The organism is Paenibacillus thermotolerans (assembly GCF_028745515.1).
GTDB classification, from domain to species: Bacteria; Bacillota; Bacilli; order Paenibacillales; family YIM-B00363; genus Paenibacillus_AE; species Paenibacillus_AE thermotolerans.
Genome location: NZ_JAQZSG010000021.1, coordinates 26,783 through 52,709 on the forward strand (window position 1 = coordinate 26,783; position 25,927 = coordinate 52,709).

Consider the following 25,927-nt stretch of genomic DNA (forward strand, 5'->3'; position numbering starts at 1 on the left):
GCGATGAACAAGAGCATCTTTCGGCGTCTCCTGCTAAGCTATATGTTTACATTAGTGATCGGGCTCGGCGCCATCGGCTTCATCATTTCGTTCATGGCGAAAGGATACATTTACGATGCCAAGCAGGATGAGCTGCTTCGCAAAGCCAAGAAAGTGAACCTCACGATTCAGGACACCCAAACGATCGACGAGGATACGGCTCAATTGCTGCCTTTTTTGGATCAAGTATTCGATGCGAGAATTTGGGTGTTTGACCGAAACGGCAAAATTCTCGCGACGTCGACGGAGGATGAGGTGAACGTAGGCAAATCGGTTGCAACGTCGATCGTCGATAAGGTGCTGAAAGGAGAAGACGCCGTTAGCGGGCTTCGGTTCGAGGGCATAAAAAAGCCGATGCTTTCCGTCGTCGTGCCGTGGGGAAAAGACGACAAGCTGTATGGGGGCATCGTCCTTCATTCGCAAGTGGAAGGAGCGTCGGAAACGATCGGCGGAATCCGCGAGACGATTCTTTGGGTTACTCTCGCCGGCATGCTGTTTTCCATCACGGTGGTTTCATATATTTCGTGGTCGATCTCGCGTCCGCTGCAGAAAATAAATAAAGCGGCCGCAGAGATCAGCTTGGGAAATTACAGTCAGCGAATCCATATCAACTCGACGGACGAAATCGACGATTTAGCGGCAACGATCAATAAGATGGCTGAAGCGCTGGAGAAGGTCAATCAAGAGCGCAAAAAGCTGGACCAAGTGAAGGACGATTTTTTGGCGAACGTCTCCCACGAGCTGCGTACTCCGCTTACGGCGATGCAAGGCTTTCTCGAGGCGCTGCAGGACGGACTCATTCCGGAAGAAGGCAGACAAAAATATTACGACGTGATGTACAAAGAGACGCTCCATATGAACCGGTTAGTAGCCGATCTGTTTGACTTAATCAAGCTGGAAAATGAAACGATGAGCCTTTCGAACCACCCGATCGACGTCGTACCCGTGCTGCAGCGGGTCGCGCTTAAGTTTCGGCAGGCGGCTTTGGAGAAAGGAATCGAAATCATCGTCGGTCCGAGCGAAGTGAATTCAAAGGCGGATGCGGATCAAGACCGTCTGGAGCAAATCGTATCCAATCTTGTGAACAACGCCGTGAAATTTACGGATCAAGGGCGTGTCGTTTTGCTCGCAGAGGAAGAAGACGACTTTATCGTGCTGGAAGTATCCGACACGGGAAGAGGCATTTCGGAAGCGGATCAAGAGCTCATCTGGGAGCGGTTTTTCAAGGCGGACAAAGGCCGTTCGAAGAAAAATTCCGGAACGGGCCTGGGGCTCGCCATCGTAAAAAGGCTGGTCGAGCTGCACGGCGGTAAAGTATCGGTCGAGAGCCGGGTCGGCATCGGAACGACATTCCGGGTCGAAATTCCAAAGCACAAAGAAACCGCCGCGGAACAAGAAATTGCGGTTGGACAAGGACATTAATATTTCATATTTTGATAACAAATGTTCCCGAACCGAACACGAAATGCTCATATGTTTCTTGTACAGTAAAGATGTGCCGGAGAGAAAGACGCAAAGAACGGAAAACCGGCTCTCAAAAAAAAGGGCGTTGAAAGGAGAGGTTTGTAATGGGTAAAAGGTGGTTGTTGTTAATTGCTGCGGTGATGATGTCGATCGGATTTTTGGCGGGCTGCTCCGGCGGAGACGGCGGAATGACCGAAGATACGATGCTGCAAGATCCTGCGGCGGAGGACGGCGGCGGAGCGGTAACCGAGGAGCCTGCGGCTGATCCTGCAGCAGATCCGGCGGCGGAAACGCCGGAAGGCGACGCCGGCACGGATGCGACTACGGAAACGCCGGCCGAATAACCATTGTTCCATGCAAGAGCTTGCCCGCACGAGACGTTCGTGCTCCGGGGCAAGCTCTTCTTACGTTTCGGAAAAGTTCGAGCCATACAAAGAAACCGGCCGCCATATGATTGGTAATAAGAAAGAATTAACCGCCTCATGCAGGAGTTGCTTCATCGAAGGAGAATTGGACAGTAGAAGCTTTGCACGTTAACTGTATTACATACGGGAGAGGAATGTATCCATATGAGCGTACAAGCGTCGGAATTCTCTATAGTCATGAACGGATTGTCCATTCACAGCGAAACGCCGGGCGTCGTCCGAACCGGTGCCGCAAGTACGCGGCATGACGGACGGACGCACTCCATCGTAACGTTCCGATATGAGCCGCTTGCCGCCGTCGTGGAATGCCATCGGATGGAATATGAAGGAACTTCCGTCTCCGAGCATTGGGTAACCGTCCGGAATGAAGGCCGCGAGCCGGTGCGGATCGAGGCTGTCAGTTCTTTTATTGCAAGGCTGCCTGCGGACGAATACCGAGTAATGTACTATGAGAGCGGCTGGGGACGGGAGTTTGAGCAGGCCGTTAAAGAAATAACGGAACGCGAGCCTTTTACTATAGAAACTCGTAAAGGGCGCTCATCGGCGGATGCGCACCCATGGTTTACGCTGTTTGCCGGCGGCGGCGGAATGTTTTCGGCGGCAGCCGCTTGGTCCGGCAACTGGGCGTTTCGGTTTGCGCCGGCCGAAGACGGCGGCATATGCGTAAGCGGCGGGCTGCAGCCTTGGGGGTTTTGGAAGAACCTGGAGCCCGCGGAATCGTTCGAAAGCATCAAGGTCGCGGTCGTGACGGCGGAAGGAGACGATTTGAACGACATTTCCGTTCAATATGCCCGCGTCGGCCGCAAGTTCTGGTATCCGCGCAACGAGCTTTCCGAATCGCTGCCTGCGGAGTGGAACCATTGGTGGAGCTATGAGGACAAAGCGGTGAACGAGCGCGTCTTTTTGGATAACGTGCAGGAGGCGGCTTCCTTAGGAATCGGCGTTTGTACGCTGGACGCCGGGTGGTTCGGCCCTACGGACCCGGATGCGCATTGGTACGATTACCGAGGCGACTGGAATCTCGTAAATACGACCCGATTTCCATCCGGCATTCGCCTGCTGTCGGACGCATGCCATAAGGCGGGGATGAAGTTCGGCCTTTGGTGCGAAATCGAGGCGCTCGGGCAATATGCTTCCGCTGCCGTTAGCCGGCCGGGTCTTCCGGCATTGAGAGACGGGGAGCCGCTCGGATATGTGTGCTTCGGCAATCCGCAAGCCAGAGAATGGGCTTTCCGGACGTTGGACCGGCTAATTACGGAATATAACTGCGACTGGATCAAGCTTGATTTCAATTTGGATCCTGGTGCGGGCTGCAACCGGGAGGATCACGGCCACGGTGCGGGCGACGGTTTGTACGAGCATTACAGAGGCTACTACGAGGTGCTCGCCGACATTCGCGAAAAGCACCCTCACGTCGTGCTGGAAAGCTGCGCCTCCGGCGGTCTTCGGATCGATTTGGGTTTGATGAAGCAAACGCACACCACGTTCTTGTCCGATCCGGACTGGCCGGAGCACGATCTTCAAGTGTTCTGGGGAGCGAGCACGATGCTCGCGCCTAACGTATGCCTGCATTGGGGGTATTGCGACTGGATCGGCGACCATCCGAAGCAAAAGTTTAATCCGCACGATCCGCAGCTGCGGTTATACCAGCTCGATTATTACACGCGGATTTCCATGCTGGGAGGCTTCGGATTTTCGCAAAAGCTTCCGGAGCTTCCGCGATGGGTTGAGGAGAGGTTCGCGTACCACATTGACATATACAATCGGTATGTTGCGAGATTTGTAAGAAATGCGGATGTGTATCGGCTTACGGAGCAGCCGAAGCGCGATGAGCGCGGCAGCCGTTGGGCGGCGTTCCAGTACAGTTTGCCGGAGGAGGATGAGCATCTTCTGTTCGTCTTCCGGCTTCACGGCGGGGAAGAAAAGCGGATGCTTCCGCTGAAGAAGCTGAACGCGAAGGCGAGATACGTGCTTCGTTCGCTCAGCAGCGGTGCGGTATGGGAGCTTCCGGGGGTGGAGCTGATGAAGGAAGGACTTACGTTCGCGGGTTTGAAGGAAGAAGAAAGCGACCTGATTTTGCTTCATAAGAAGCTGCAGCACTAAAAAGAATAGAGCCGCCTTCCGATATATATGGAATATCTTATCAATTGGTGACATCTTATGCGGAAGCGGCTCTTTTTCTTTTTGCGCGAAAAGCAGCCGGAAGCTGCAAACAAGTAAGGGACGCTCCCCGACGAGCCTCGGGGTAGCGTCCCTTTTTCGTTGTCGCCCGCTTACGGCTGTTGTTTTACGAGGAGCACGAATTCCTTCCAATCGACAGCCAAATTGTTGATGATCACAGCCGTCAATACGACCGATTGATCGCCGCTCCCCTTTGCCGGACGGGAGACGACTCCTTTCTCGGTGACGAGCTGCGGCTTTGCGGAGAACCAAATGATCGTAGACCCGTTGTCTCCGAGCGCCGGGAGCTTCACATTGGACGTGACCGATCCCGCATTGTCGCTGCCGGAGTATCCGATCGACAGCGCCGCCTTATCCGCCGCCACCTTCTGCGCATCGCTCCATTGCTGCTTTACGACGACCGTAAATTGCTTAACATCGGTAACGGAACCGGATTTGATCGTTGCGGTCAGCGTGACGCTGACGTCGCCTTGCCCGGCTGCCGGACGCGTAACAGCTCCGTTCACTGCAATGACGGCAGGGGAGGATGAGGTCCACGAAATGGCGGAGCCGTAAACTCCCGTTGTCGGCAGCGTCAGCTTGCCGGTTACGCTGCCTGCCGTGTCGTTATTGTTGAAGCCGATCGACAGCGCCGCCTTGTCCGCCGCCACCTTCTCCGTTTCGTTCCATTGCTGCTTCACGACGAGCGTAAACGATTTGACATCCGTAATCGCTTTGGAGCTAATGATCGCAAACATCGTGACGGTGACATCGCCTTGGCCGGCGGCGGGACGGCCTACGAGCTTCCCGTTGTTTGCGATGATGTCGGTATTCGACGAAATCCATGTAATTTTCGAACCGTTAGCTCCGGAATCGGAAAGCTTTAAGGAGGAGGTCACGCGGTTCGCGTCATCTCCGCTCGTATATCCGATGCTCAAAGCCGCTTTGTCCGCGGCGACTCTTTGAGCGTCCGTGTAACGTTCTTTTACGACAACCGTGAACGTCTTCGTTACGGCTTCATTATTGGAACGGATTACGGCCGTCAGCGTTACCGCCGCATCTCCCTGACCGCCGGCAGGCCGGTTTACGATCTTCCCGTCATGGGATATGACGGAGGGAGCGGAAGAGGACCAAGTAATACTTGAGCCGTTCTCGCCGACAACCGGCAGATGGAGCTTGCTCGTGACGCTGCCTGCGTTATCCTTGCCGCTGAAGCCGATCGACAACGACGCCTGATCCAGCGCCACCCGCTGGGCGTCCGTTAATTGCGCTTTGACGGTAACCTTGAACGTTTTGGTCTCTTTGGCGTTGTTTTTCGAAATGGCCGCCTGTAAGGTTACCTGCACATCGCCGGCTTGATACGGGCGGGCGACGATTTTTCCGTCATTGGTGATGATGTCGGTACGGTTGGAGGTCCATGTAATCGTCGAGCCGTATTTGCCGACGGTCGGGAGCAGCAGCGGAAGCGTCACGCTTTTTGCCGAATCGTTCCCGCTGAAGGTGATCGACAGCGCCTCTTTATCCGCTTTTACGATTTGCAGCGCCGTTTTTACTTTCGATTCTTTCTTTTGCTGCTCCAATGCGCGTTTGAGCGCTTCTTTCGCTTCCGGGTCCTTCACGCGTTCGAGAGCCTTTTCCAGCCATTCTTCCGCGCTTTTGTCATGATCGTCGTCGTGAGCGTATACGGCGCTGCCCGACAGCAGGAGGGAGAGTGATAAAACCGATGCAGCCAATTTTTTCATCATGGGAGGTTCTTCCTTTCCGATTGGTATGATTTTACTAGTTAGTTCGTTGGAAAGGTAAATTTTGTGGGGGTAAGGTGGCGGGGGAGGAAAAAATCTTATTTTTGGAAGTGACATTGGTTCGTGGATTCATAAGAAAAAATACATGTTAGCGGACATTGGTTTCCGTTAGCAAGCACGGTTGAAACGCGAATAAAACGGTAAAAAAAGGCCGGGCATCTGCGCCCGGCCGTTGTCGTTTCGACCTGTCTTATGACGTTGCCGCTAAGAGCATCATTTCTTCCGGACGCATCGCTTTCAGCTGCTGCTCATACAGCTTCCGATACAGTCCGCCTTCTTGAAGCAGCTGCCTGTGGCTGCCGCTTTGCACAACCCGCCCTTCGTCAATGACGAGAATTTGATCCGCGCGTACGACGGTAGCCAAGCGGTGGGCGATGACGAACGTCGTACGACCCTTCATCAACCGTTCGAGCGCTTCCGTGACGAGCGCCTCCGATTCGGAGTCGAGCGCGGACGTCGCCTCATCCAATATTAATATTTTCGGATCCTTCAGCAGCGCGCGGGCGATGGCCAGACGCTGCTTCTGCCCGCCGGAAAGACGCATGCCCCGCTCGCCGATGACCGTTTCATAGCCGTCTTTAAAGGTGCCGATGAAATCATGAGCATTGGCGGCTTTCGCGGCTTCGATGATTTCGTCCATCGTCGCCTCCGGTCGGCCGTAAACTAAATTATCCTTAATGGTGCCGGAAAACAGTACGTTATCCTGCAACACGAGCGCAATATGCTTGCGCAAATCGTCGATTTTGTATTTCCTCACGTCCATCCCGTCGATATAAACCGTTCCTTCGCCCGTCGGGTCAAAAAAGCGGGGAATCAAATTGATCAGCGTCGATTTCCCGGCTCCGCTCGGCCCTACAAGAGCGATAACTTCTCCGGCCTTCGCCTCGAACGTAATGCTGCGGATTCCCGTCCGTTCCTCCAATTCGATGTCGGGACGGTTCGGGGGAAGGTTGGTCGGAAGCCAGAAAAAGCGCTTCGGCGATTTCTCGCGCTCGATGATTTCCGGGTTTCTTTTGTGCTGGTCGTTCTTAAACACCAAATTTCTCGCTATATAAGTATAAGAAACGTTCTCAAACTTGACGTCGCCGCGGCATTCCGGCATCGGAACGGCATTCGCCGCTTCGGTAACGTCGGGCTTCTCGTCGAACATTTCGAAGATGCGCTCAATGTTCGTAATCGAGTTCTGGATCGTTACGTTGACGTCCGCGAACCGTTGAATCGGACCGTACAAATTTCCGAGCAGCAGCTGGAACGCGATAATTTCCCCGGGAGTCATTTTACCCGCCAGCACGAACGAACCGCCGACCAGCCAAATAATAATGACGCCGATATGAGCCAGCGATTCGCTCATTCGTCCCAGCGCGTTCGAGAACAGGTGGGCGGATACGGTATGGCGGAAATGCTGCTTCGTCTGCCTTCGAAAACGCTCTCTTTCTTGCTTCTCTCCGTTAAAGGCCTGAACGATGCGTATGCCCCCCATCCGTTCCACAAGCGTTCCCGAAATCCGTTCCATCTGACGATGTACCGATCTCCAGGCCAGCCGGATATGCACGTTCATGTTCGTGAAGCTAAGGTAATACAAGGGCAAGATGCACAGGGAGATGGCTGCAAGCACCGGATCCATGCGGAAAAGAAGAACCCCCGAGAACAGCACCAGGAACAAATCGAGCACCAAATTGATGATGCCGCCGCCGATCAAGTTTTGCGCGCCTCCGATATCGTGGATGACCCTCGATGTAATGCCGCCGACTTGTCTTTGGTCGTAAAAGCTGACCGACATGTTTTGGAGGTGCACGTACAGCTGATCGCGCAAATCCATCATCATTTTGTTGCCGAGAATGGCGGAGATGTAGTTTCTTAAGAAGTTAAGCAGCACCCCCGCAGCCATAATGGCGGCCATGACGGAAATTACTTGACCGAGGCTCCAGCTTCCTTTGCCGAGCAGCGTCTCGTCGATCAAAATTCGCGTGAACATCGGTTGGCTGAGCGGAACTATGAATTGCAGCATTCCGAGGAACACGATCACGCCGATCATCAGCCAATACGGCTTTGCCCATAGTAAATACCTTTTGACTGGACTCATTGTTTAATAATCACCTCGTTTGAAAAGTCTTGTTTAGCATAGTGCAGTGAACTTTTAATTACAATTTTTCGGACGGGTACGATGGAGGAGGAAATAGGAGGATATTACCGAATTGATTGTCTAAGAGCGGAATATGGGAATGTTGCATTGTTTTTCCGCCAATAAGGTTAAAATTCCCCGTTTTTTCGTTTTACAAATCATCGGGAGGTCATTATTGTGAAAAGGTTAAAGAAATCTCCGGACCGCAAATTGGGAGGAGTGCTCGGCGGTATTGCCGAATATATGGGAGTCGACCCGACGCTCATCCGGCTTGCGTTTATTTTGCTGGCCGTCTTTACGGCGGTGTTTCCGTGCGTGCTTGCCTATATCGTCGCGGCGATCGTGATGCCGGAGAGATAACAGGATCATTTCAATTGAAAGGGGTTACAACAGATGAAGCTTGATTTATCCGGAAAGACGGCGCTCGTGACGGGAGGAGCCGGCCAGCTCGGCCGGACGATGGTCCGAACGTTATCGGAATGCGGAGCGGACGTCATCATCCATTATCGCAGCAGCTCCGTCAAAGCGGAGGAGTTGGTGCGGGAAATCCATGCGGAGGGCCGCAAGGCGACAGCCGTTCAAGCAGACATTACGAAGCTGGATTCGATTGCGGACATGAAGGAGCAAATCGCGAAGAGCTTCGCTCTGCCGGATATAATCGTAGCCAACGCGGTCATTCAATACGAGTGGAAAAGCGTCCTCGAGCAATCCCCGGAAGACTATGTCAGCCAGTTCGAATCGTGCGTACTGCAGAGCGTTTATTTGGCCAAAACGTTCGTTCCTCATTTGATAGAGCAAAAATACGGACGCATGATCGGCATTAACACGGAATGCTCCATGCAAAACTTCCCGGGGCAGTCCGCTTATGTCGCGGGCAAACGGGGAATGGACGGCGTATACCGCATTCTTGCCAAAGAGGTCGGAGAGCACAATATAACGGTAAATCAAGTGGCGCCCGGATGGACGATCAGCGACAGGGACCGAGAGAACGGCACCGAGCGCAGCGAAGGGTACGAACGCAATGTGCCGTTAAGAAGGCGCGGCACGGATCAGGAAATTGCGAATGCGGTCGCCTTCCTTGCCTCGGATCTATCAAGCTACATTACAGGCGCCTATATTCCGGTGTGCGGCGGAAACGTCATGCCGTCGATATAACCCGGCGCTCTACTAGTTTAGGAGGATATCATGACTGAGACGAGAAGCGGCTTCCCGCAATGGAGATTTAGAGCGTGCGGCGAGCAAGAATGGCTGCCTGCGCAAGTGCCGGGCTGCGTGCACATGGATTTGCTGCGCAATAAGAAGATACAGGATCCTTTTTATGGCGTAAACGAGAGAGGGCTTCAATGGATCGACAAAAAGGACTGGGAATACGAGACCGTATTCGATGTGCCGGAGACGTTGTTTGCGGGTTCGAATATCCATATCGTGTTTACGGGATTGGACACTTATGCCGACGTGGAGCTGAACGGGGAGCGTATTCTTTCCGCCGATAACATGTTTCGCACGTGGACGGTCGACGTTAAGAAGCGGCTGAAGCGGGAAAGCAATACGCTGACAGTCCGGTTTCGTTCGCCGATTTTGGAGGATTTGCCCAAGCTTGAGAAACAAGGCTATGCGCTGCCGGCTTCCAACGACCAATCGGAGACCGGGGGGCTAGGCGATAAGAAAGTAAGCGTCTTCGCCAGAAAAGCGCCGTATCATTACGGGTGGGATTGGGGTCCGCGGTTCGTGACGAGCGGGATCTGGAGGCATGCGTTTCTCGAGAGCTGGTCGGGCGTGCGGCTGACCGATGTGCATATCCGGCAAGACAGCGTTACCGCCGAGCGGGCTCAAATCACCGCAGTAATCGAGGCGGAGGCGGATGCGGATTGGGAGGGCACGCTTGCATTGTCCGCCGGCGGCATGCGATGGACAAAGCAGGTGAAGCTGAACCGAGGATTGAACGAGCTTGAGCTTGCCGCGGAGCTGGAGCAACCGAAGCTTTGGTGGACCAGAGGCCTCGGCGAACAGCATCTCTATGAATTTAAGGCTTCGCTAGAAAGCGGTACCGGCGAAGCAGCCGCGAGCAAAACGGTAAAGACGGGCTTGCGTTCGATCAAGCTTGTGCGGAAGCCGGACGAGCACGGCACATCGTTCTATTTCGAATTGAACGGGGTACCGGTATTCGCCAAAGGAGCGAACCATATCCCGAACGACAGCTTCGTCACCGAAGTTACCCGGGAACGGTACGAGCACGAAGTCGCGAGCGCGGCCGAGTCCAACATGAACATGCTGCGCGTATGGGGCGGCGGCGTATATGAAGACGATGCGTTCTATGAGCTTTGCGATCGGTACGGCTTGCTAGTGTGGCAGGATTTCATGTTTGCTTGCAGCATGTATCCGGGCGATGAAGCGTTTCTGAATAACGTTCGGGCCGAAGCCGCAGACAATGTAAGGCGGCTGAGAAATCATCCTTGTATCGCTCTTTGGTGCGGCAACAACGAAATCGATGCGGCTTGGCAGCATTACAACGAAAAAGGCGGCTGGGGCTGGAAGCAGCAGTACGCGCCGGAGCTTCGGGAGAAGCTATGGCACGATTACGAGCAAATTTTCCACCGTGTTTTGCCCGAAGTTGTGGCAAAACACGATCCGACGGCGGATTATTGGCCTTCGTCTCCGATGCAAGCGCTCACCGGCGATATCGATCAGCATGCCGGAAACCGGACGACTTCGGGCGATATCCACTATTGGGGAGTGTGGCACGCCGTCGAGCCGTTCGAAAATTACAACGTCAATCTCGGACGGTTCATGAGCGAATACGGCTTCCAATCGTTCCCGGAGGAAAAGACCGTCCGTTCCTATGCGGAACCATCCGAGATGGAGCTGCTGTCGGAGGTCATGCTTTGCCATCAGCGCCACCCTTCCGGCAACCGGCTGATCAAGCAGTACATGGATATGTACATGAAGCAGCCCAAGGATTTCCCGTCCTTCTTATATATGAGCCAAGTGCTGCAAGGCGAGGCGATGAAGACCGCAATCGAAGCTCACCGCCGCAACATGCCGTTCTGCATGGGAACGCTGTACTGGCAAATGAACGACTGCTGGCCGGTAGCCTCTTGGGCGAGCATGGATTTTTACGGCCGATGGAAAGCGGTTCAGTATTACGCCAAGAACAGTTATAAGGACGTGATGATTTCCTTCGAGGCGCCTCAAGAAGGCCCGTTGTCCGTATATGTCGTTAACGACGGATGGAAGCCGATTTACGGGACGCTGAATCTGGAGCTGTATGATTTTCAAGGGGCGCTCTTGAAGCGGGAATGCCGTCCTGTCGCCGTCACGGCGAATGCTTCGGAGAAGCTTGCGTCGCTGCAAGCCGATGCCTGGCTTGACGGGAAAGACGCCCGTTCGGCCGTACTGCTCGCTTCTTTGGTACGGGACGGGGATATTTTGGAATGTAAGGAGCATTACTTTGTTCCGACGAAGGATTTGGCGCTCGGTCAAGCCGAGATTACGGTCCGGGAAGCGGAGGGGAGCGGCGGTACAAGCTTTATTCTTGAATCGAACACGCTCGCGAAGCAGGTCTGGATTTCATCCGAGGCCGAAGGCGTCTTTACGGATAATTTCTTCGACTTAATTCCGGGCATTGCCAAGCGAGTCGAATTTCTCGGTCGCGGCGCGGGAGGCAAAGCATTCGCGCCTGCTTCGCCGGGCAAGCTGACGGTTCGTTCGATGGCGGACTTCGTATAGGTATAGGTATAGGTATAGGTATTGAGCAAAAAATTATCATATAATAACGGCGTGCAAATGGGAGTTTCCATTTGGCACGCCGTTATTGTTTCGCCAGCCGGACATTCGCTAAATCAGCTTCACAATGTGCACGATATTGTTTCCCGAGTTGATCTTGATGACATGATTTTCAGCGTCGTAATCCACCTTCCCCGAGCCGATCGAAAGCTTAGGGGTGCTGCCTAATGCGTAAAACACATCATCGGCCATCGTTTGAACGCATTGCTCGCGTTCCTTCTCGTCCAATTCCGACCAATCCGCCGCATCCATCTCGAAGAAGTCGTGGCAGTCCGGGATCGTTCCGATGGCTTTGGTCATATCATGGACGATATCTTTATATTCCCGATTAAATTTAACGCCCAAAGCGGCTCACATCCGTTCCTATGAACTTCAATTTTTACCATGATACCAATATGTCAGACTAAGACGCAAATCAATCCATCATGTCATATTTTCTGACAAACAATTACTCCAATTTTAACAATATTTCCTAAGAGTAAGAGATGTAAGTTATCGATCCTGTTATGTTAGATTACATACCATGTACTTATAAAAATTCCCTTTATGCACGTTAGGTTTTTTCGATTAAAATCGCTGTTTTTTTTGGTGAAAATCTATTGTTCGATCATTTCAAACGTTTATAATACACTTTAACGGTTCAATACGTTGAAGCGAATTAAGTGTGAGGTGAGTACAAATTGTCGTTTGTCGAACATGATCAGTTGAAAAATCAAGAAGGCTACGAAACAGCAAGACAATATGTACAAGACGTTATTCAAACGGTTATCCATCGTAACCCGAACGAGCAAGAGTTTCATCAAGCGATCACGGAAATTTTGGAATCCCTTGTCCCCGTATTGGCAAGGCATCCGAAATACATGAACAACAGCATCTTGGAAAGAATCGTAGAGCCGGAAAGAGTCATAATGTTCCGTGTGCCGTGGACGGACGACAGCGGCAAAGTGCAAGTGAACCGCGGCTTCCGCGTACAGTTTAACAGCGCCATCGGGCCTTACAAGGGCGGCCTTCGGTTCCATCCTTCGGTAAACGCGAGCATCATCAAATTTTTGGGATTCGAGCAAATTTTCAAAAACTCCCTCTCCGGCCTGCCGATCGGCGGCGGCAAGGGCGGCTCCGACTTCGATCCGAAAGGGAAGAGCGATGCCGAGGTGATGCGGTTTACCCAAAGCTTTATGACGGAGCTATATAAATACATCGGACCGGACGCGGACGTTCCGGCCGGCGATATCGGCGTAGGCGGCAGAGAAATCGGTTATATGTTCGGCCAGTACAAAAGAATTCGCGGCGGCAATGAGGCAGGCGTTCTGACCGGCAAGGGATTGACGTACGGCGGAAGCCTGGTGCGGACGGAAGCCACCGGTTACGGTTGCGTCTATTTTGTACAAGAGATGCTCAAGGATAAAGGGTTAAGCTTTGAGAACAGCACGGTGGTCGTATCCGGCTCCGGCAACGTGTCGATTTATGCGATTGAGAAAGCTCAACAGCTCGGCGCGAAGGTCGTCGCTTGCAGCGATTCGAACGGATATGTTTACGATCCGCAAGGAATCAACCTCGAAACCGTTAAGAGATTGAAAGAGGTCGAACGGAAACGGATTAAAGAGTACGTTGTAGCGCATCCGCATGCGGAATATGTGGAAGGCTTCGAAGGAATTTGGTCGATTCCGTGCGATATCGCGCTTCCGTGCGCAACGCAGAACGAAATTAACGAGGAGCAGGCCAAGCTGCTTGTTAAGAACGGCTGCAAAGCCGTAGGCGAAGGCGCGAACATGCCTTCGACGCTGGAAGCGATCGACGTATTCCTTAAGAACGGAGTTTTGTTCGGACCCGCAAAGGCAGCCAATGCCGGAGGCGTCTCGGTATCGGCCCTGGAGATGTCCCAGAACAGCATGAGATACTCTTGGACGTTCGAAGAGGTCGATGCAAAGCTTCACCAAATTATGAAAAACATTTACGATAGCAGCGTTCGCGCTGCGGAGGAATACGGATTCGCGGGCAATCTGGTGGTAGGCGCCAACATTGCCGGCTTCATCAAGGTAGCCGATTCCATGCTTGCACAAGGCGTCGTATAATCGATAAGACTTTCATCAAGCCGTCCTTTCGAGGACGGCTTTATTCGTAGCATTGGCGTCGTTATTATTCCCGCCCGGTCTTTGCCGGCGAAATTGCGGAACGGCTTCGTCCTCAACGTGAACAAGGTATAGGGTAAAAAAGAGCCGGAGCTATCGCTCCAGCTCTATTTTTCCTGTGTTCCGGTCCGTTAACGCAATTTTTGCCTCGAAAGAAGACCCGTCTTTGGCTTTAAATTTCAGCTTGCCCGTTTTTCCTTTCTCAATCAGCGATTTGATCATCGTATCGGTCAGCGATTTGCCGAAGCTTTCTTTCCAGATTACGAATCCGCATCCGTTCTTATAGTGGCTGCATCCGTAACCTTTGCGGCCCATAAAAATTTGGCCGCCGCAGCCTTCTCTCGGGCAAGGCGCAATCGTCCCTCCCGCGGCGGGCGGCGCCGATTTCGTTCGTAAGGCCGCTCCGCTGCGGGGCTTCCTAGCGCCTTTCTTCGGCGAGGAATCGCCGTCATTGCCGAAGGCGGACCGGTCCGCCCGCTGCTGGCTGCGCACCTTGTCGACGATGGAGGCGGCGAACTGCTTCACCTTCGCCATGAACGCGTCATCCTCGGCTGCACCCTTGGAAATTTCGTTCAATCTGCGCTCCCAGTGGCCGGTCATTTCCGGAGACGTAAGCAGCTCTACTCCGGCGGCCCGGATCAGCTCGACCGCCATGCGCCCCTTCTGGGTAATCGTAATCTTTTTGCCCTGCATCTCAATGTAATCGACCTGCTTCAACCGCTCGATGGTCGCTGCGCGGGTGGCAGGGGTGCCAAGCCCCGAATCCTTCATGGCGTCGCGGAGCTCTTCGTCCTCCACGGCTTTGCCGGCGCTCTCCATCGCTTTCAGCAGCGTTCCCTCGGTGTAGGCCTTCGGCGGCTGCGTCTCCTTCTCGTTCACCTCCGCCTTGTCGCAGACGACGCTTTGCTGCGGGTCAAGCTCGAACGGCGTATCGGTTTCGTCCTCTTCTTCCTGCTCTTCGTTCTGTTTGTCTTTGGACCTCGACTTCGGCTTTTCCTTCGCTTGGTCGGCGTACACCGTTTTCCACCCGAGCCGGAGCAGCTCCTTCACCGTCGTTTTGAACGTTTCCTCTGCAACCTCGGTGAGGACGGTGTGCATTTTATACTCCGCAGGCGGGTAAAAATGAGAAAGGAACCGCCGTATAATCAAATCGTATATTTTCGCTTCGTCGGGAGTGAGGCTTCCCGGTTTTTTCGCGGTCGGAAGAATCGCGTGGTGATCCTCGACCTTGCTCGGATTGCAGACGTTGAAATTTTTCGTATGGACGAGCTGCTTGGAGGCGCCTTTCACCAATTCATCGTACGCGCTGCCTCTCAAGGCGTCCAACGCCCGGTGCATCTCGGGGATGTTTTGCTCCGTCACATAGTTTGAGTTCGTCCGCGGATACGAGATCGCTTTATGCTTTTCATACAGCGATTGCGCGACATCCAACGTTTTTTTGGCGGAGAAGCCGCACTTGGCGTTCGCTTCGCGCTGCAGCAGCGTAAGATCGAACAGCTTGTACGGGTACTCCTTCGTTTCCTTGACCTCGTAGGAAGCGACTCGGCCTTTTTGACCGGATGTTTTGGCTGCAATCGTCTCCGCCTTCGTTTTATCGTGAATGCGTTCCCCTTGCCAAAGTCCCTTATACAAGACGCCGTCTTGGGAAAAATGGCCGACGACCTCGTAATAGATGAGGGAGGAGAACGATTCGATCTGCTTTTGACGGTCATAAATGAGCGCCAGCACCGGGGTTTGAACCCGGCCGACCGACAGCAGCACATTATGCTTGACCGTAAACGCGCGGGAGCCGTTCATGCCGACCAGCCAATCGGCTTCGCTGCGGGCTCTCGCCGCTTTCGTCAGGTTGTCGTAATCCGCGCCGTCCTTCAAATTGGCGAAGCCCGCACGGATCGTCTCCGGCGTCAGGTCCGAAATCCATAGCCGCTTTACCGGGTGCCTGAGCTTAAGATAGCGCTGGATCAAATAAAAAATATATTGCCCCTCGCGCCCGGCGTCGCATGCGTTCACCAGCGCGTCGCATTGCTTCGCAAGCTCGGAGATCGTTTTCAACTGATCCTTCGTCTTATAGTTCGGGATGAGCTTGAATTGCTCCGGAATGATCGGCAGATCGTTCATGTTCCACTTCTTGTACTTCTCGTCGTATTTGTCCGGCTCCGCAAGCGTCACCAGATGGCCGATCGCCCAAGTAATAATATATCGCTCACCTTCGATATGCGTTCGTTTGTTGACGGCTCTAGGTTCGATGGCGGCGGCTATATTTCTGCCCATGTCCGGTTTTTCTGCGATGACTAATGTCTTCATTGCTGCTTCGGTACCTCTCGTTCCTGCGATTTCACTATTATTTAATTAGATGGCGAGCGCCGAAAAACCTGCTATGACGGGTAACTTTTTTCCTATGGTCCCGAAACCGATATATACTAAAGCTATTGAGCAGCATAAGGATGGTCCCGGCAAACAGCTTGATCATTGCATAGCAGCGTGAAGAAGGTGTTTCTGGAGGAGCCGACGGTGTTGGACGGCGTTAGGCGGGAGGACGCAGTCATGCAGGACGAAATTTTCGGCCCGATTCTCCCCGTGTTGGAATACGAGGCATTAGACAAAGTCATTCATGAGGTGACGAGTCGCTTGGGTTCAAGCGGCATCGGCGCGTATCACGGCAAAGGAAGCTTCGATACGTTCTCGCATCGCAAGAGCGTTCTGAAGCAAACGACGCTATTCGATTTGCCGTTCCGATATCCGAATAGGAAGAACGGTTTGAATATCGTGAAACGGTTCCTGAAATAGCAATTTTGTACGTGTCGGGTAACCCTTATAGGGCTAACGGACACCATAGACGTTAAATCGCCCATTTGCCCACTGTCATATCTTTAACGGTCACCACAGCCGCTAACCCCCGATTTTTGGCGCTGATCCCTGCTTTTTCGAGGAAATAACTGCAGTGGTGTCCGTTACAATTGCAAACTCTATCCAAAACGCCGAATAGCCGCACCCCTGTCCGTTACGTCAGAACGAGCCGCCGGCCACCCGAATGGGTAAATCCGATTCCGGGGATTGCCGCATCTCTTACATAAACTTCAATCCCATATTTTCGGGCGGTCCACCTTCATCGTTCTCATATAGTCGAGCAGCTGGCCGGTGTGAACGGATTCATGGTAGGCAATACGCAGCAGCATGTCTCCCAGCGTCCTGACATAGCCTACATCGGAGCGGTCTATGTTTACACTCTCCAAGTCGGTTACGTTAACGGATTTAATATATCGGATGAATTCCTCCCGATAGGGCCGAGCGAAAGCAAGCTCATCTTCTACGGACGTAAACTGCCTGCCTTCGTAAGGATTCGATATTTGCGACAGCGCTTTGCTCCCTCTGCCGATCAATATCCGGTGATAAAGAAATTCGCCTTCCAGAACATGCCTGATCATTTCGGAACAAGTCAGGGCATTTTCGTCCGGCTTCCAATTCAACATTTGCTGCGGAATACCGTTCCAAACTTTGATGCTTCTGCGCCGAACCTCTTCAAAGTTAAGAACGATCATATCAATTGCATTCATTTCGTTTCCTCCATTTTTCAGCCTAAAAACAAATTATATCATGCATAAACAAGACCGTATCGGTCAACTTTTTTTGTTACCAAAATTGATAATAATTATGACCGCAGTCACTATCTTTTTAGGCTATAAGCTTCATATAATAAAAGAGTTGCAGCACAATGATAGACTAGGGGGAAGCGACTTTTATGGAAAAAGTATTATCTACAACGGCTTTGAAGGCGATCATCAGCGCTTCATTAGCCTTAACGTTGGCGGCGCCGGCCGTTAGCGCGGCCGCTTCGACAGACGGCAGCGCACCGGCCGCACAAGCGAATGCGGAAGCTGCGGCGGGGCCGGTAATGGCGCCGATTCGCCAAGCGGCCGAATCGTTAGGAGCGCATGTGCAATGGAACGCTGCAGATCGCAGCGTGACGCTGTCGAAAGGAGCGACCTCCATCGTTGTGAAGATCGGCGGAGAAACGGCGACCGTAAACGGCGAGGAAGTTCCGATCGGGCGCAAGGCGGAAATGATCGGTCAAACCGCGCATGTTCCGGTAGAGTTTATCAATCGAGTGCTAAACGCCAGCATCGAATGGAATCCGGAGCAAGGGAAAGTGATGTTCGGTGCGGACGATGTCGAAGGGCAAGCCTCGCAATTCATTTACCGGTTGAACAGAGGAGACGTTAACGAAATTTTGTTTTCCGCCACCGCGGGCTTGAAAGAGGCGATGCCGCCGGAAGCGTTCGCGTTGTTCGCGATGAAGGTGAAGGCCGCCTTCGGCGAACTGTCCAAGCAGCTCTCTTCCAGCGTGTCGGCCAACGGAGTACATACGAACGTGACGATGCTGTATGAGGCGGCGAATACGCCGATCCCTATCGAATTTACCGTCCGTTTCGATAAAGACCGCCAAATCGACGACTTCACCCTGTCGCTCGCAAGCGAGCCGGCAGCATCCTATCAATCGCCGTCGTACGATCGTCCGGAAACGTATTCGGAGCGCGAAGTCGTCATCGGCGACGGTCCGTTCGCGCTTCCGGGCACGCTTACGATGCCGAAGGGAGAAGGCAGATTCCCGGCAGTCATCCTTGTCCACGGGTCCGGACCGCACGATCGGGATTCGACGATCGGCGGCACGAAGCCGTTTAAGGATTTGGCGGCAGGGCTTGCTTCCCAAGGCATTGCGGTGCTTCGTTATGAGAAGGTGACGAAGGAGCATACCGCCAAAGTTTCGGGCAATCCGAAATTTACGCTGAAGGACGAGTCGGTCGCCGATGTGTTGAAGGCCGCCGAGCTGCTAAAGCAAACGGAAGGAATCGACCCGGCGAAAATTTTCGCGGCGGGACACAGTCAAGGCGGCTACGCCATGCCGCTCATTCTGGAGAGCGACGAAGCGGGAACGCTTGCCGGAGCCGTTCTGCTGTCTGCGCCAAGCGAAAATATGACAACGGTCATTATCGAGCAGCAAAAGGAAGTCTTGGAACGCATGAAACTGCTGGGCCTTCCCGAGGAGATCGTCGCGCAGCAAGGACAGTCGTCCGCCATGTGGACGGCGATCGCCGAATCGGTGAACAATCCGGAATATTCCAAGGACAACCTGCCGCCCAATTTCCCGCTGCAGCCCGCATACTGGTGGTTTGAGCAGCGCGATTACCGGCCGGCCGAAGAGGCGAAAGAGCTATCGAAACCGATGCTCATTCTGCAAGGGGAGAACGACTGGCAAGTATCGATGAACCAGTTCGGACTTTGGAAAGAAGCGTTGAAGGACCGCACTGACGTCGAGTTCAAATCGTATGCGGATGTGAACCATGTGCTTGCCGCTTACAAGGACGTGTCGATCGGCTTGGAGTACAACGAGCCTTCCAACGTCTCCGAGGAAATCGTTCAGGATATTGCGGCTTGGATTAAAAAGCAATAATGCGGAAAAACGGCGGCTAGCGCGGGAAAATCCTGCGCGCCGCCGTTTTTTTGTGATATAATTCCGATAATATGTAAGCGCTTTATTACGATGCCGATGGAGGAGCTGAATGAAAGGATGGAACTGGAGACGACATGGCTGACGCCGAGCTACCGGGCCGATTTGCGGAATGCGGACAATCGGGGCTTGGACCGGTTTATAAACGCGAACGTCGTATCCGATTGGTCGCAGCTGACATGGAAGGACGTCGGCAAGCCGTATGAGGTTCGTACGGTTGCGAAATCGAAGCGGGAGTGGGAGCGCGAGCACGGCGAAATGCCGGTGAAGACGTCTTGGGAGTTTTTCAACCGGTCCTTTCATGAATGGTTTGTGAAGGATGTGCCCGGGGAGCTGACGGAAAGCAAGAAGAGGCTTGTTGAGCTGCTGGCCGGGTTTCGATTGGGCGAAGTGAAGGAAGCGCTCGGCGACACGCTTCGGCTGTCGTTATGGAATTATGCGCACCGGGTAGAGGACGGCATCTGGGATCCGCGCGGCAAACGCGCTTTGTTCGAAGGACTTGACGTGAACAAACCGCGCATCTTATTTCTTGGAGCGGCGGAAGGCTACGAAGGGATGCAGCTTGCCGCAATGTATCCCGGCGGCGAAACGGTATTGGTCGACTACGACGACTTCTGCCGCACCGACCGGTTCGGCCGCTTTCCCGACGCGTACCCGTTTCTGGGCAAAGATCCGGTAACGGGGCAGCCAAAGGTTTGGCACAAGGATCAAATGAACATTCACTATGTGGTGGATGACATTCGCAATTTGTCGTTCGGGAAAGAGTTCGACATTGTCATCAGCGTGGGCCTGTTGGAACATTTTCCGGATGAATACAAGCATGAAGCGATGGACTGGCATAGACGGTTTTTAAAGCCGGGCGGGTGCGTGATATCATGACGACGCCACGCCGCCAGATGAGATCGAAGTTATTTTATACGATGATGGCCGATGTGATGAATCATACGTACCGGGAGCTGATGGACATTAGACAGATGGGGTTGTACGTTTACGAAGGCGGATTCGATATTTTACGGCACGGCTTTATCAAGGCGCATAACGGCATTGTCGCTAAACCGAGGTAACGCCTTGGCACCAATAATATCGAAACCGCACATCAATATCGGAATCATCGGCCCGAAGCCGTTTGTACACAGCGTATTGCAGCGAATTACCGCTTTCCCGACGTTCGTACCGACGCCGGCGGTCGCAGAGCAAGAGGAAGAGGCGCTTGCGGCAGCGGAACGGCTGCAACGGGAAGTGGAAGTCATTCTCGTGCCGGGACCGTATGTTCATAAGCGAATGAAAGAAAAGCTCCCATCGGACGTATCCGTCATTCATATTCCGATAACGGGCTCCGGGCTGATCAAAGCGTTGTTCCGCATGTCAACCGACGGGAGCATGCCAAGCCGGTTCAGCATTGATTCGATGACGGAGCTTGCGGTTTCAAAGACGCTTAAAGACATCAAGCGTCATGAGCAGACGCAATTTATTTGCTATGACGGACCGGCCTACGCGTCCAAAGTTCATCTCATTCGGTTTCATATGGAGAGGTACGAGGCAGGCGTAAGCGGCGCGGCGTTTACGGGCGTGAAGTCCGTGGCGGAGGAGCTTGCCGGCCGCGGCATTCCGGCTCAGTGGCTGGAGCCTGCGGAGCAAGATATGGTCGTCTCGCTGGAGAGGGCTCTTTTGTCGACTGAGACGAGACGGATGAAAGAGTCGCAAATCGTCGTCGGCATGGTGAGCGTTGACGATTTCGAGCAGCTGGCGCTGAAGCGAGGCAACGAGCATGGGCTCCAGAAGCTGAAGCTGGACATTCAACGGATGATGCTCGATTATGTGGAATCGCTGGAAGGCTATTTGTCGCATACCGGCGGGGAGGAATACTTGTTCTTTACGACCCGCGGCGTGTTCGAGCGGGAAACCGGCGGCTACAAAGCGATTCCGCTGGCGAAGGATACGAGAAAGACGTACGGAATCACGCTCAGCATCGGCATCGGTTTCGGCCTAACCGCGAGCGGTGCAGGGACGAATGCCAGGACCGCTTTAAGAAAAGCGAAGGAAGCCGGCGGAAACACTTGCTTTATATTGCGGGAGGACAAGACGCTGATCGGGCCGCTGGAGATGGGCGAGCCGGTGGAGCAAGTGATGTCGCTAACCGATCCCGAGCTGCTGAGACAAGCGGAGGATGCGGGAATGACGAGCGCCTATTTGACGAAGCTGCTGAATCAGTCGGCCCGTGCCGGCAAAGTCGATTATATGGTTCACGAGCTTGCGCAGCTGCTGGATATTACGGTGCGGAGCGCCCACCGGCTGCTGGAGCAATGGATGGATAACGGATTGGTCGAAATTGCGGGAATCGAGAAGGTGCCCAGGGGACGGCCGAGACAAATATTCCGGTTTTCGTTTCTGTTGAACAACCCTTATACGTAAGGGTTGTTTTTCGATTTAAAGACGATTAAAAGATTTGTCTTTATATATCGGCGGCCCATAAGATGAAATTATTACCATGAACTCATGAAACGAGAGGAGTAGATTTCATTGAAAACGGTGGCCGAATTGGAAGCGAAGCTGGCGGAGCCGTCTCCGCAATGCATTACGGATCTAGCCGCGATCGACGGCGACATCATCGTGCTCGGCGTGGGAGGAAAGATGGGGCCGAGCCTGGCGAGGCTGGCAAGCCAAGCGATTCAGCAGTCGGGCAAACGGAAACGGGTGATCGGGGTATCGCGCTTTTCAAGCGTCGAGGCACGCCGGGATTTGGAAGAGGCGGGCGTCGAGACGATTGTCTGCGATTTGCTGAACGATGCCGAGTTGCAGCAGTTGCCGGAAGCACCCAACGTCATTTATATGGCCGGCAATAAATTCGGAACCACCGGCAACGAGCACTTCACTTGGGCTATGAACTCGTATTTGCCCGGAAGAGTGGCCGAAAAGTACCGAAACTCGAAAATTGTCGTGTTTTCCTCAGGCAATGTGTATCCGCTCACTCCGGTTGCGCTCGGCGGCGTTACCGAGTCGGTGCCGCCGGGGCCGATCGGCGAATACGCCCAATCGTGCCTTGGGCGCGAGCGTATATTCGAATACCATGCCCATAAATACGGAACGAAAATGGCCATATTCCGGCTGAATTACGCCATCGACCTTCGATACGGCGTTCTGCTCGAAATTGCTAGGTCCGTATTCGAAGGCAAAGAAATCGATTTGACGATGGGGCACGCGAATGTGATCTGGCAAGGCGATGCGAACGAAATGGCGCTTCGCTGCTTGAACGTATGCTCGTATCCGCCGAATGTGGTCAACGTGACCGGTCCGGAGACGATGTCCGTCCGCTGGGCGGCGAGCGAATTCGCCAAACGGTTAGGAAAGGAAGCGAAATTCAAGGGAAGCGAAGCCGAAACGGCGCTGCTCAGCAATGCGTCGAAATCGCATCAGCTGTTCGGATATCCTCGCGTCTCCTTGCTGCAAATGATCGATTGGACGGCGGATTGGGTACAATCGGGCGGCGAAACCTTGAACAAGCCGACGCACTTTCAGCAAAGGGAGGGCAAATTTTAATGAAACGGTTGAACGCTTCGCAGCTCAAGGCGCTGCACGACGGGCTTGTCATTCCGGCTCACCCGCTTGCGCTTACTGAACATAGACGGCTAGACGAGCGCCATCAGCGCGCTTTAACGAGATATTATGTCGCTTCCGGCGCTGGCGGAATAGCGGTAGGCGTTCATTCTACCCAATTTGAAATCAGGGATAAAAACGTCAACCTACTGGAGCCGGTGCTTCGTCTGGCCGCCGAAGAGGCGAATACGGCGGCGGCGGGCCAACCGTTTCTGAAAATTGCCGGCATCTGCGGACCGACGGAGCAGGCGGTTGCAGAAGCGGAGCTCGCCGCGGGCTTGGGCTATGACGCCGGCTTGTTAAGCATGGGCGGGCTGAGCGGCTGGAGCGAAGGCGAATTGCTGAAGCGTACGGAAAAGGTCGCGGAAATGATGCCGTTGTTCGGATTTTACCTTCAGCCGTCGGTCGGAGGGAGAGTGTTCAGCTACGATTTTTGGCGGGAGTTTGCCGAAATTCCGGGAATCGTCGCCATCAAGCTGGCGCCCTTTAACCGGTATCAGACGATCGACGTCGTCCGTGCCGTATGCGCATCGGGCAGAAGGGACGAAATTGCGCTGTATACGGGGAACGACGACAATATCGTAAACGATCTGCTTACGACGTACCGGTTCGACGCGGGCGGGGAGCAGGTGGAAAAGGCGATCGTCGGCGGCCTGCTCGGCCACTGGGCGGTTTGGACAAGCAAAGCGGTCGAGCTGCTTGACCAAATAAAGAAGGTAAGAAGGAGCGGCAGCGTATCTCTCGAATGGCTAACCAGAAATATTGAGGTGACCGATTGCAATGCGGCGTTGTTCGACCCTGCGCACAGCTTCGCCGGATGCATCCCGGGAATCCATGAGGTGCTGAGACGGCAAGGTCTCCTGCGAGGCACATGGTGCTTGAACCCGGACGAGACGCTCTCTCGGGGGCAATCCGAAGAAATCGACAGAGTGTATTCGGCTTACCCGCATTTGCACGATGACGATTTTGTACGCAGCCGTCTGCGGGAGTGGCTCGAATAAATCGTATGAATTTTATCATTTTCTATCGCTTTATCATTTTCCACACGCGAAAAACGTTGCAGTATCAGCGATTTTCGGCGTTAACCGTCCCGGAGCGGTCAAAAACGAACGAATTATGAAAACGCTTTATTTACGTCCGTCTTCATGCGCTCTTATCATGAAGCCAGCGACGGGATCCTAAGTCCCGGATGCGAATCGAACCGATACAAAGGGAGGAAAACAAAAATGGCAAAGAAGATGACGTATCTCGCTTTATTGCTGGCTCTCGTGGTTTCGCTGTTTGCTGGCTGCGGCGGCGGCGCGTCGGAGCAAAGCGGCGGGGAGCCGTCGGGAAGCGCGGCGGAGAATGAAGCTCCAGCGGATGATTCGGGAGATGCCGCGGCAGCGGAAGAAGAGCAGGCCGCGGAAGAAGCTCAGCAGTACGGCGACACCGGCGGTTTGAAGCTGCCGCTTGTGGATAAGCCTGTGACGCTGACGTGGATGCTGGTGAGCGAAAATACGAATTTGAACAATAGCTTGATCGTGCAAGAAATTGAAAAACGGACGGGCATTAAGCTCGACATTCAGGCATACTCCCCTGCTACTTATAAAGATAAGCTCAAGGTTGTGCTCGCCTCCGGCAAGCTGCCCGATTTGTTTCACGGCTTAACGTTGTCCGAAGTAAACAAGATGGGTTCGCAAGGCGTAGTAGCGCCGATCAACGAGTATATCGACAAGCTTCCCAACTTTAAGAAGCTGTATGTGGAAGAAAACAGCTGGGTGATGAAATCGTATTCGGACGATAACGGCAATGTGTATGCATGGCCGATTTACGGAGTTAACCGCGAAGTGAATCACGGCTTCCTGTATCGGAAAGACATATTCGACAAGCTGGGCATTCCGATGTGGAACAGCACGGACGAGTTTTATCAAACGCTTAAGAAGCTGAAAGAAGCTTATCCGAAATCTTATCCTTACGCCTCGAAGACGACGGAATATATTTTCCGCGACTGGGGCTACGGTTGGGGAATCGTCGGATCGGAGTACCCGTCCTATTTCGATGAGAGCGACAAGCAATGGAAGCTTACGTTCACGCAGCCGGCGTATAAGGACATGCTCGATTTCATGAAGAAGCTGTACAACGAAGGCTTGATGGATCCGGAGGTCATGACCGACACGTCGGCTTCTTGGACGGCGAAGATGACGACGGACGCATCTTTCGTTACTTACGACTGGATCGGAAGACTCGATATGTTCTACAACCAGGTGAAGGATCAAAATCCGGATTACAATCTTCGGTACGGAAACGCGGTCGGCCCGACGATGAACATTCGCGAGCTGCCGAAAATTACGACGTTCGGGCTTGCGGTAACGAACAACGACAAGAAAGAAGCGGCATTCAAATTGCTCGACTACTTGAGCAGCCCGTCAGGCGCCGAGCTCGTAATGCTCGGAGTGGAAGGCAAATCGTTCGTCGTTGAAGCGGACGGTTCGATTTCTTACCCCGAGCTGAAGGATGCGGAGCTGATCGACATTAAGCTGCTCGAAGAGAAATACGGCTTGTGGCTGGAAGGCATGTACCTGCGTGCGGATGAGCGGAGCGTATACTTCAATTACACGGAAAAAGAACAGGAAGCGCAAGATATGATGGTCGGCAAGAAGGAAGTTTCCGACCCGGTTCTGAAGTTTACGGACGAAGAGACGGCGGCAAAGGCGGATCTGTACAACGCGATCTACAAGCCGGCGATCGAATTCAGCACGAAATACGTGTTGTCCAAAGACTACGGCGACAAGCAGTGGGAAGAGTGGCTGCAGCAGGCAAAGAAGCTTGGAGAAGATTCGTTTATCAAAATTTATAACGACGCGCAGCAAAGATACGACTCGAATCAATAGACTTTCGCCGGAGCGAGCGGCACTCGGATA

General features: G+C 53.5%; 19 protein-coding genes and 1 pseudogene. 15 read left to right on the forward strand and 5 right to left on the reverse strand.

Going from position 1 to position 25,927, the window contains the following annotated elements; genetic code table 11:
* Positions 1-3: 3 nt before the first annotated feature.
* The 3 genes from PT964_RS16925 (at position 4) to PT964_RS16935 (ending at position 4,031) form a co-directional block, all read left to right on the forward strand.
* A complete protein-coding gene (locus tag PT964_RS16925) occupies positions 4-1,461 on the forward strand; it encodes a sensor histidine kinase (protein WP_274364552.1) in 1,458 nt (485 codons plus the stop codon).
* Positions 1,462-1,607: 146 nt separating this feature from the next.
* On the forward strand, positions 1,608-1,847 hold the full coding sequence (locus PT964_RS16930; RefSeq protein ID WP_274364553.1) for a hypothetical protein: 240 nt from the start codon (positions 1,608-1,610) through the stop codon (positions 1,845-1,847).
* Positions 1,848-2,072: 225 nt separating this feature from the next.
* The gene (locus PT964_RS16935) at positions 2,073-4,031 is read left to right on the forward strand and encodes an alpha-galactosidase (RefSeq protein WP_274364554.1); all 1,959 of its coding nucleotides are present in this window, start codon (positions 2,073-2,075) and stop codon (positions 4,029-4,031) included.
* A gap of 170 nt (positions 4,032-4,201) precedes the next feature.
* Here the strand turns inward: PT964_RS16935 and PT964_RS16940 are convergent, their stop codons facing one another.
* On the reverse strand, positions 4,202-5,833 hold the full coding sequence (locus tag PT964_RS16940) for an immunoglobulin-like domain-containing protein (RefSeq protein WP_274364555.1): 1,632 nt from the start codon (positions 5,831-5,833) through the stop codon (positions 4,202-4,204).
* 247 nt (positions 5,834-6,080) lie between these two features.
* The gene (locus PT964_RS16945; RefSeq protein ID WP_274364556.1) at positions 6,081-7,973 is read right to left on the reverse strand and encodes an ABC transporter ATP-binding protein; all 1,893 of its coding nucleotides are present in this window, start codon (positions 7,971-7,973) and stop codon (positions 6,081-6,083) included.
* 216 nt (positions 7,974-8,189) lie between these two features.
* Between PT964_RS16945 and PT964_RS16950 the strand changes: the two genes are divergently transcribed.
* From PT964_RS16950 to PT964_RS16960, 3 genes are read left to right on the forward strand one after another with little or no spacing between them, the layout of a single operon-like run.
* Positions 8,190-8,372 carry a PspC domain-containing protein gene (locus tag PT964_RS16950; protein ID WP_274364557.1) on the forward strand — a complete coding sequence of 61 codons (183 nt, stop codon included), beginning with the start codon at positions 8,190-8,192 and terminating at the stop codon, positions 8,370-8,372.
* A gap of 33 nt (positions 8,373-8,405) precedes the next feature.
* Positions 8,406-9,167 carry an SDR family NAD(P)-dependent oxidoreductase gene (locus PT964_RS16955; protein WP_274364558.1) on the forward strand — a complete coding sequence of 254 codons (762 nt, stop codon included), beginning with the start codon at positions 8,406-8,408 and terminating at the stop codon, positions 9,165-9,167.
* A 30-nt stretch (positions 9,168-9,197) separates the two neighbouring features.
* Positions 9,198-11,738: a beta-mannosidase gene (locus PT964_RS16960; protein ID WP_274364559.1), complete on the forward strand. Its 2,541-nt coding sequence runs from the start codon at positions 9,198-9,200 to the stop codon at positions 11,736-11,738.
* A gap of 108 nt (positions 11,739-11,846) precedes the next feature.
* Here PT964_RS16960 and PT964_RS16965 read toward each other — a convergent pair whose 3' ends face one another.
* Positions 11,847-12,140, reverse strand: coding sequence for a hypothetical protein (locus PT964_RS16965; RefSeq protein WP_274364560.1), 294 nt, complete (start codon positions 12,138-12,140; stop codon positions 11,847-11,849).
* Positions 12,141-12,475: 335 nt separating this feature from the next.
* Here PT964_RS16965 and gdhA point away from each other — a divergent pair, with 335 nt between their 5' ends.
* On the forward strand, positions 12,476-13,867 hold the full coding sequence (gene gdhA / locus PT964_RS16970; protein ID WP_274364561.1) for an NADP-specific glutamate dehydrogenase: 1,392 nt from the start codon (positions 12,476-12,478) through the stop codon (positions 13,865-13,867).
* A gap of 150 nt (positions 13,868-14,017) precedes the next feature.
* Here the strand turns inward: gdhA and PT964_RS16975 are convergent, their stop codons facing one another.
* Positions 14,018-16,228: a type IA DNA topoisomerase gene (locus PT964_RS16975; protein WP_274364562.1), complete on the reverse strand. Its 2,211-nt coding sequence runs from the start codon at positions 16,226-16,228 to the stop codon at positions 14,018-14,020.
* Positions 16,229-16,426: 198 nt separating this feature from the next.
* On the opposite strand from PT964_RS16975, the pseudogene PT964_RS16980 reads away from it, so the two are divergent.
* Positions 16,427-16,711 (forward strand): annotated as a pseudogene (locus PT964_RS16980) (aldehyde dehydrogenase family protein); the annotation flags it as partial.
* Between the two features lie 290 nt (positions 16,712-17,001).
* Here the strand turns inward: PT964_RS16980 and PT964_RS16985 are convergent.
* A complete protein-coding gene (locus PT964_RS16985) occupies positions 17,002-17,478 on the reverse strand; it encodes a DinB family protein (RefSeq protein ID WP_274364563.1) in 477 nt (158 codons plus the stop codon).
* Between the two features lie 185 nt (positions 17,479-17,663).
* Between PT964_RS16985 and PT964_RS16990 the strand changes: the two genes are divergently transcribed.
* The 7 genes from PT964_RS16990 (at position 17,664) to PT964_RS17020 (ending at position 25,897) form a co-directional block, all read left to right on the forward strand.
* Positions 17,664-19,373, forward strand: a complete 1,710-nt coding sequence (locus PT964_RS16990; RefSeq protein WP_274364564.1) for an alpha/beta hydrolase family protein — start codon at positions 17,664-17,666, stop codon at positions 19,371-19,373.
* A 117-nt stretch (positions 19,374-19,490) separates the two neighbouring features.
* Positions 19,491-20,309 carry a class I SAM-dependent methyltransferase gene (locus tag PT964_RS16995; RefSeq protein WP_274364565.1) on the forward strand — a complete coding sequence of 273 codons (819 nt, stop codon included), beginning with the start codon at positions 19,491-19,493 and terminating at the stop codon, positions 20,307-20,309.
* Positions 20,306-20,494 carry a hypothetical protein gene (locus PT964_RS17000; protein ID WP_274364566.1) on the forward strand — a complete coding sequence of 63 codons (189 nt, stop codon included), beginning with the start codon at positions 20,306-20,308 and terminating at the stop codon, positions 20,492-20,494. The genes PT964_RS16995 and PT964_RS17000 overlap by 4 nt, the downstream gene beginning before the upstream one ends.
* 4 nt (positions 20,495-20,498) lie before the next feature.
* The gene (locus PT964_RS17005; RefSeq protein WP_274364567.1) at positions 20,499-21,842 is read left to right on the forward strand and encodes a helix-turn-helix domain-containing protein; all 1,344 of its coding nucleotides are present in this window, start codon (positions 20,499-20,501) and stop codon (positions 21,840-21,842) included.
* A 108-nt stretch (positions 21,843-21,950) separates the two neighbouring features.
* The gene (locus PT964_RS17010) at positions 21,951-22,967 is read left to right on the forward strand and encodes an NAD-dependent epimerase/dehydratase family protein (protein ID WP_274364568.1); all 1,017 of its coding nucleotides are present in this window, start codon (positions 21,951-21,953) and stop codon (positions 22,965-22,967) included.
* Positions 22,967-24,025 carry a dihydrodipicolinate synthase family protein gene (locus PT964_RS17015; RefSeq protein ID WP_274364569.1) on the forward strand — a complete coding sequence of 353 codons (1,059 nt, stop codon included), beginning with the start codon at positions 22,967-22,969 and terminating at the stop codon, positions 24,023-24,025. The genes PT964_RS17010 and PT964_RS17015 overlap by 1 nt, the downstream gene beginning before the upstream one ends.
* A gap of 225 nt (positions 24,026-24,250) precedes the next feature.
* On the forward strand, positions 24,251-25,897 hold the full coding sequence (locus PT964_RS17020) for an extracellular solute-binding protein (RefSeq protein WP_274364570.1): 1,647 nt from the start codon (positions 24,251-24,253) through the stop codon (positions 25,895-25,897).
* The last annotated feature ends 30 nt before the right edge of the window (positions 25,898-25,927 follow it).

Excerpts from the sequence above, each read along its gene's own strand:
- PT964_RS16925 (WP_274364552.1), top strand. The coding sequence starts at position 4 with ATGAACAAGAGCATCTTTCGGCGTCTCCTGCTAAGCTATATGTTTACA.
- PT964_RS16930 (WP_274364553.1), top strand. The coding sequence starts at position 1,608 with ATGGGTAAAAGGTGGTTGTTGTTAATTGCTGCGGTGATGATGTCGATC.
- PT964_RS16935 (WP_274364554.1), top strand. The coding sequence starts at position 2,073 with ATGAGCGTACAAGCGTCGGAATTCTCTATAGTCATGAACGGATTGTCC.
- PT964_RS16940 (WP_274364555.1), bottom strand. The coding sequence starts at position 5,833 with ATGATGAAAAAATTGGCTGCATCGGTTTTATCACTCTCCCTCCTGCTG.
- PT964_RS16945 (WP_274364556.1), bottom strand. The coding sequence starts at position 7,973 with ATGAGTCCAGTCAAAAGGTATTTACTATGGGCAAAGCCGTATTGGCTG.
- PT964_RS16955 (WP_274364558.1), top strand. The coding sequence starts at position 8,406 with ATGAAGCTTGATTTATCCGGAAAGACGGCGCTCGTGACGGGAGGAGCC.
- PT964_RS16960 (WP_274364559.1), top strand. The coding sequence starts at position 9,198 with ATGACTGAGACGAGAAGCGGCTTCCCGCAATGGAGATTTAGAGCGTGC.
- PT964_RS16975 (WP_274364562.1), bottom strand. The coding sequence starts at position 16,228 with ATGAAGACATTAGTCATCGCAGAAAAACCGGACATGGGCAGAAATATA.
- PT964_RS16985 (WP_274364563.1), bottom strand. The coding sequence starts at position 17,478 with ATGAATGCAATTGATATGATCGTTCTTAACTTTGAAGAGGTTCGGCGC.
- PT964_RS16990 (WP_274364564.1), top strand. The coding sequence starts at position 17,664 with ATGGAAAAAGTATTATCTACAACGGCTTTGAAGGCGATCATCAGCGCT.
- PT964_RS16995 (WP_274364565.1), top strand. The coding sequence starts at position 19,491 with ATGGAACTGGAGACGACATGGCTGACGCCGAGCTACCGGGCCGATTTG.
- PT964_RS17000 (WP_274364566.1), top strand. The coding sequence starts at position 20,306 with ATGACGACGCCACGCCGCCAGATGAGATCGAAGTTATTTTATACGATG.
- PT964_RS17015 (WP_274364569.1), top strand. The coding sequence starts at position 22,967 with ATGAAACGGTTGAACGCTTCGCAGCTCAAGGCGCTGCACGACGGGCTT.
- PT964_RS17020 (WP_274364570.1), top strand. The coding sequence starts at position 24,251 with ATGGCAAAGAAGATGACGTATCTCGCTTTATTGCTGGCTCTCGTGGTT.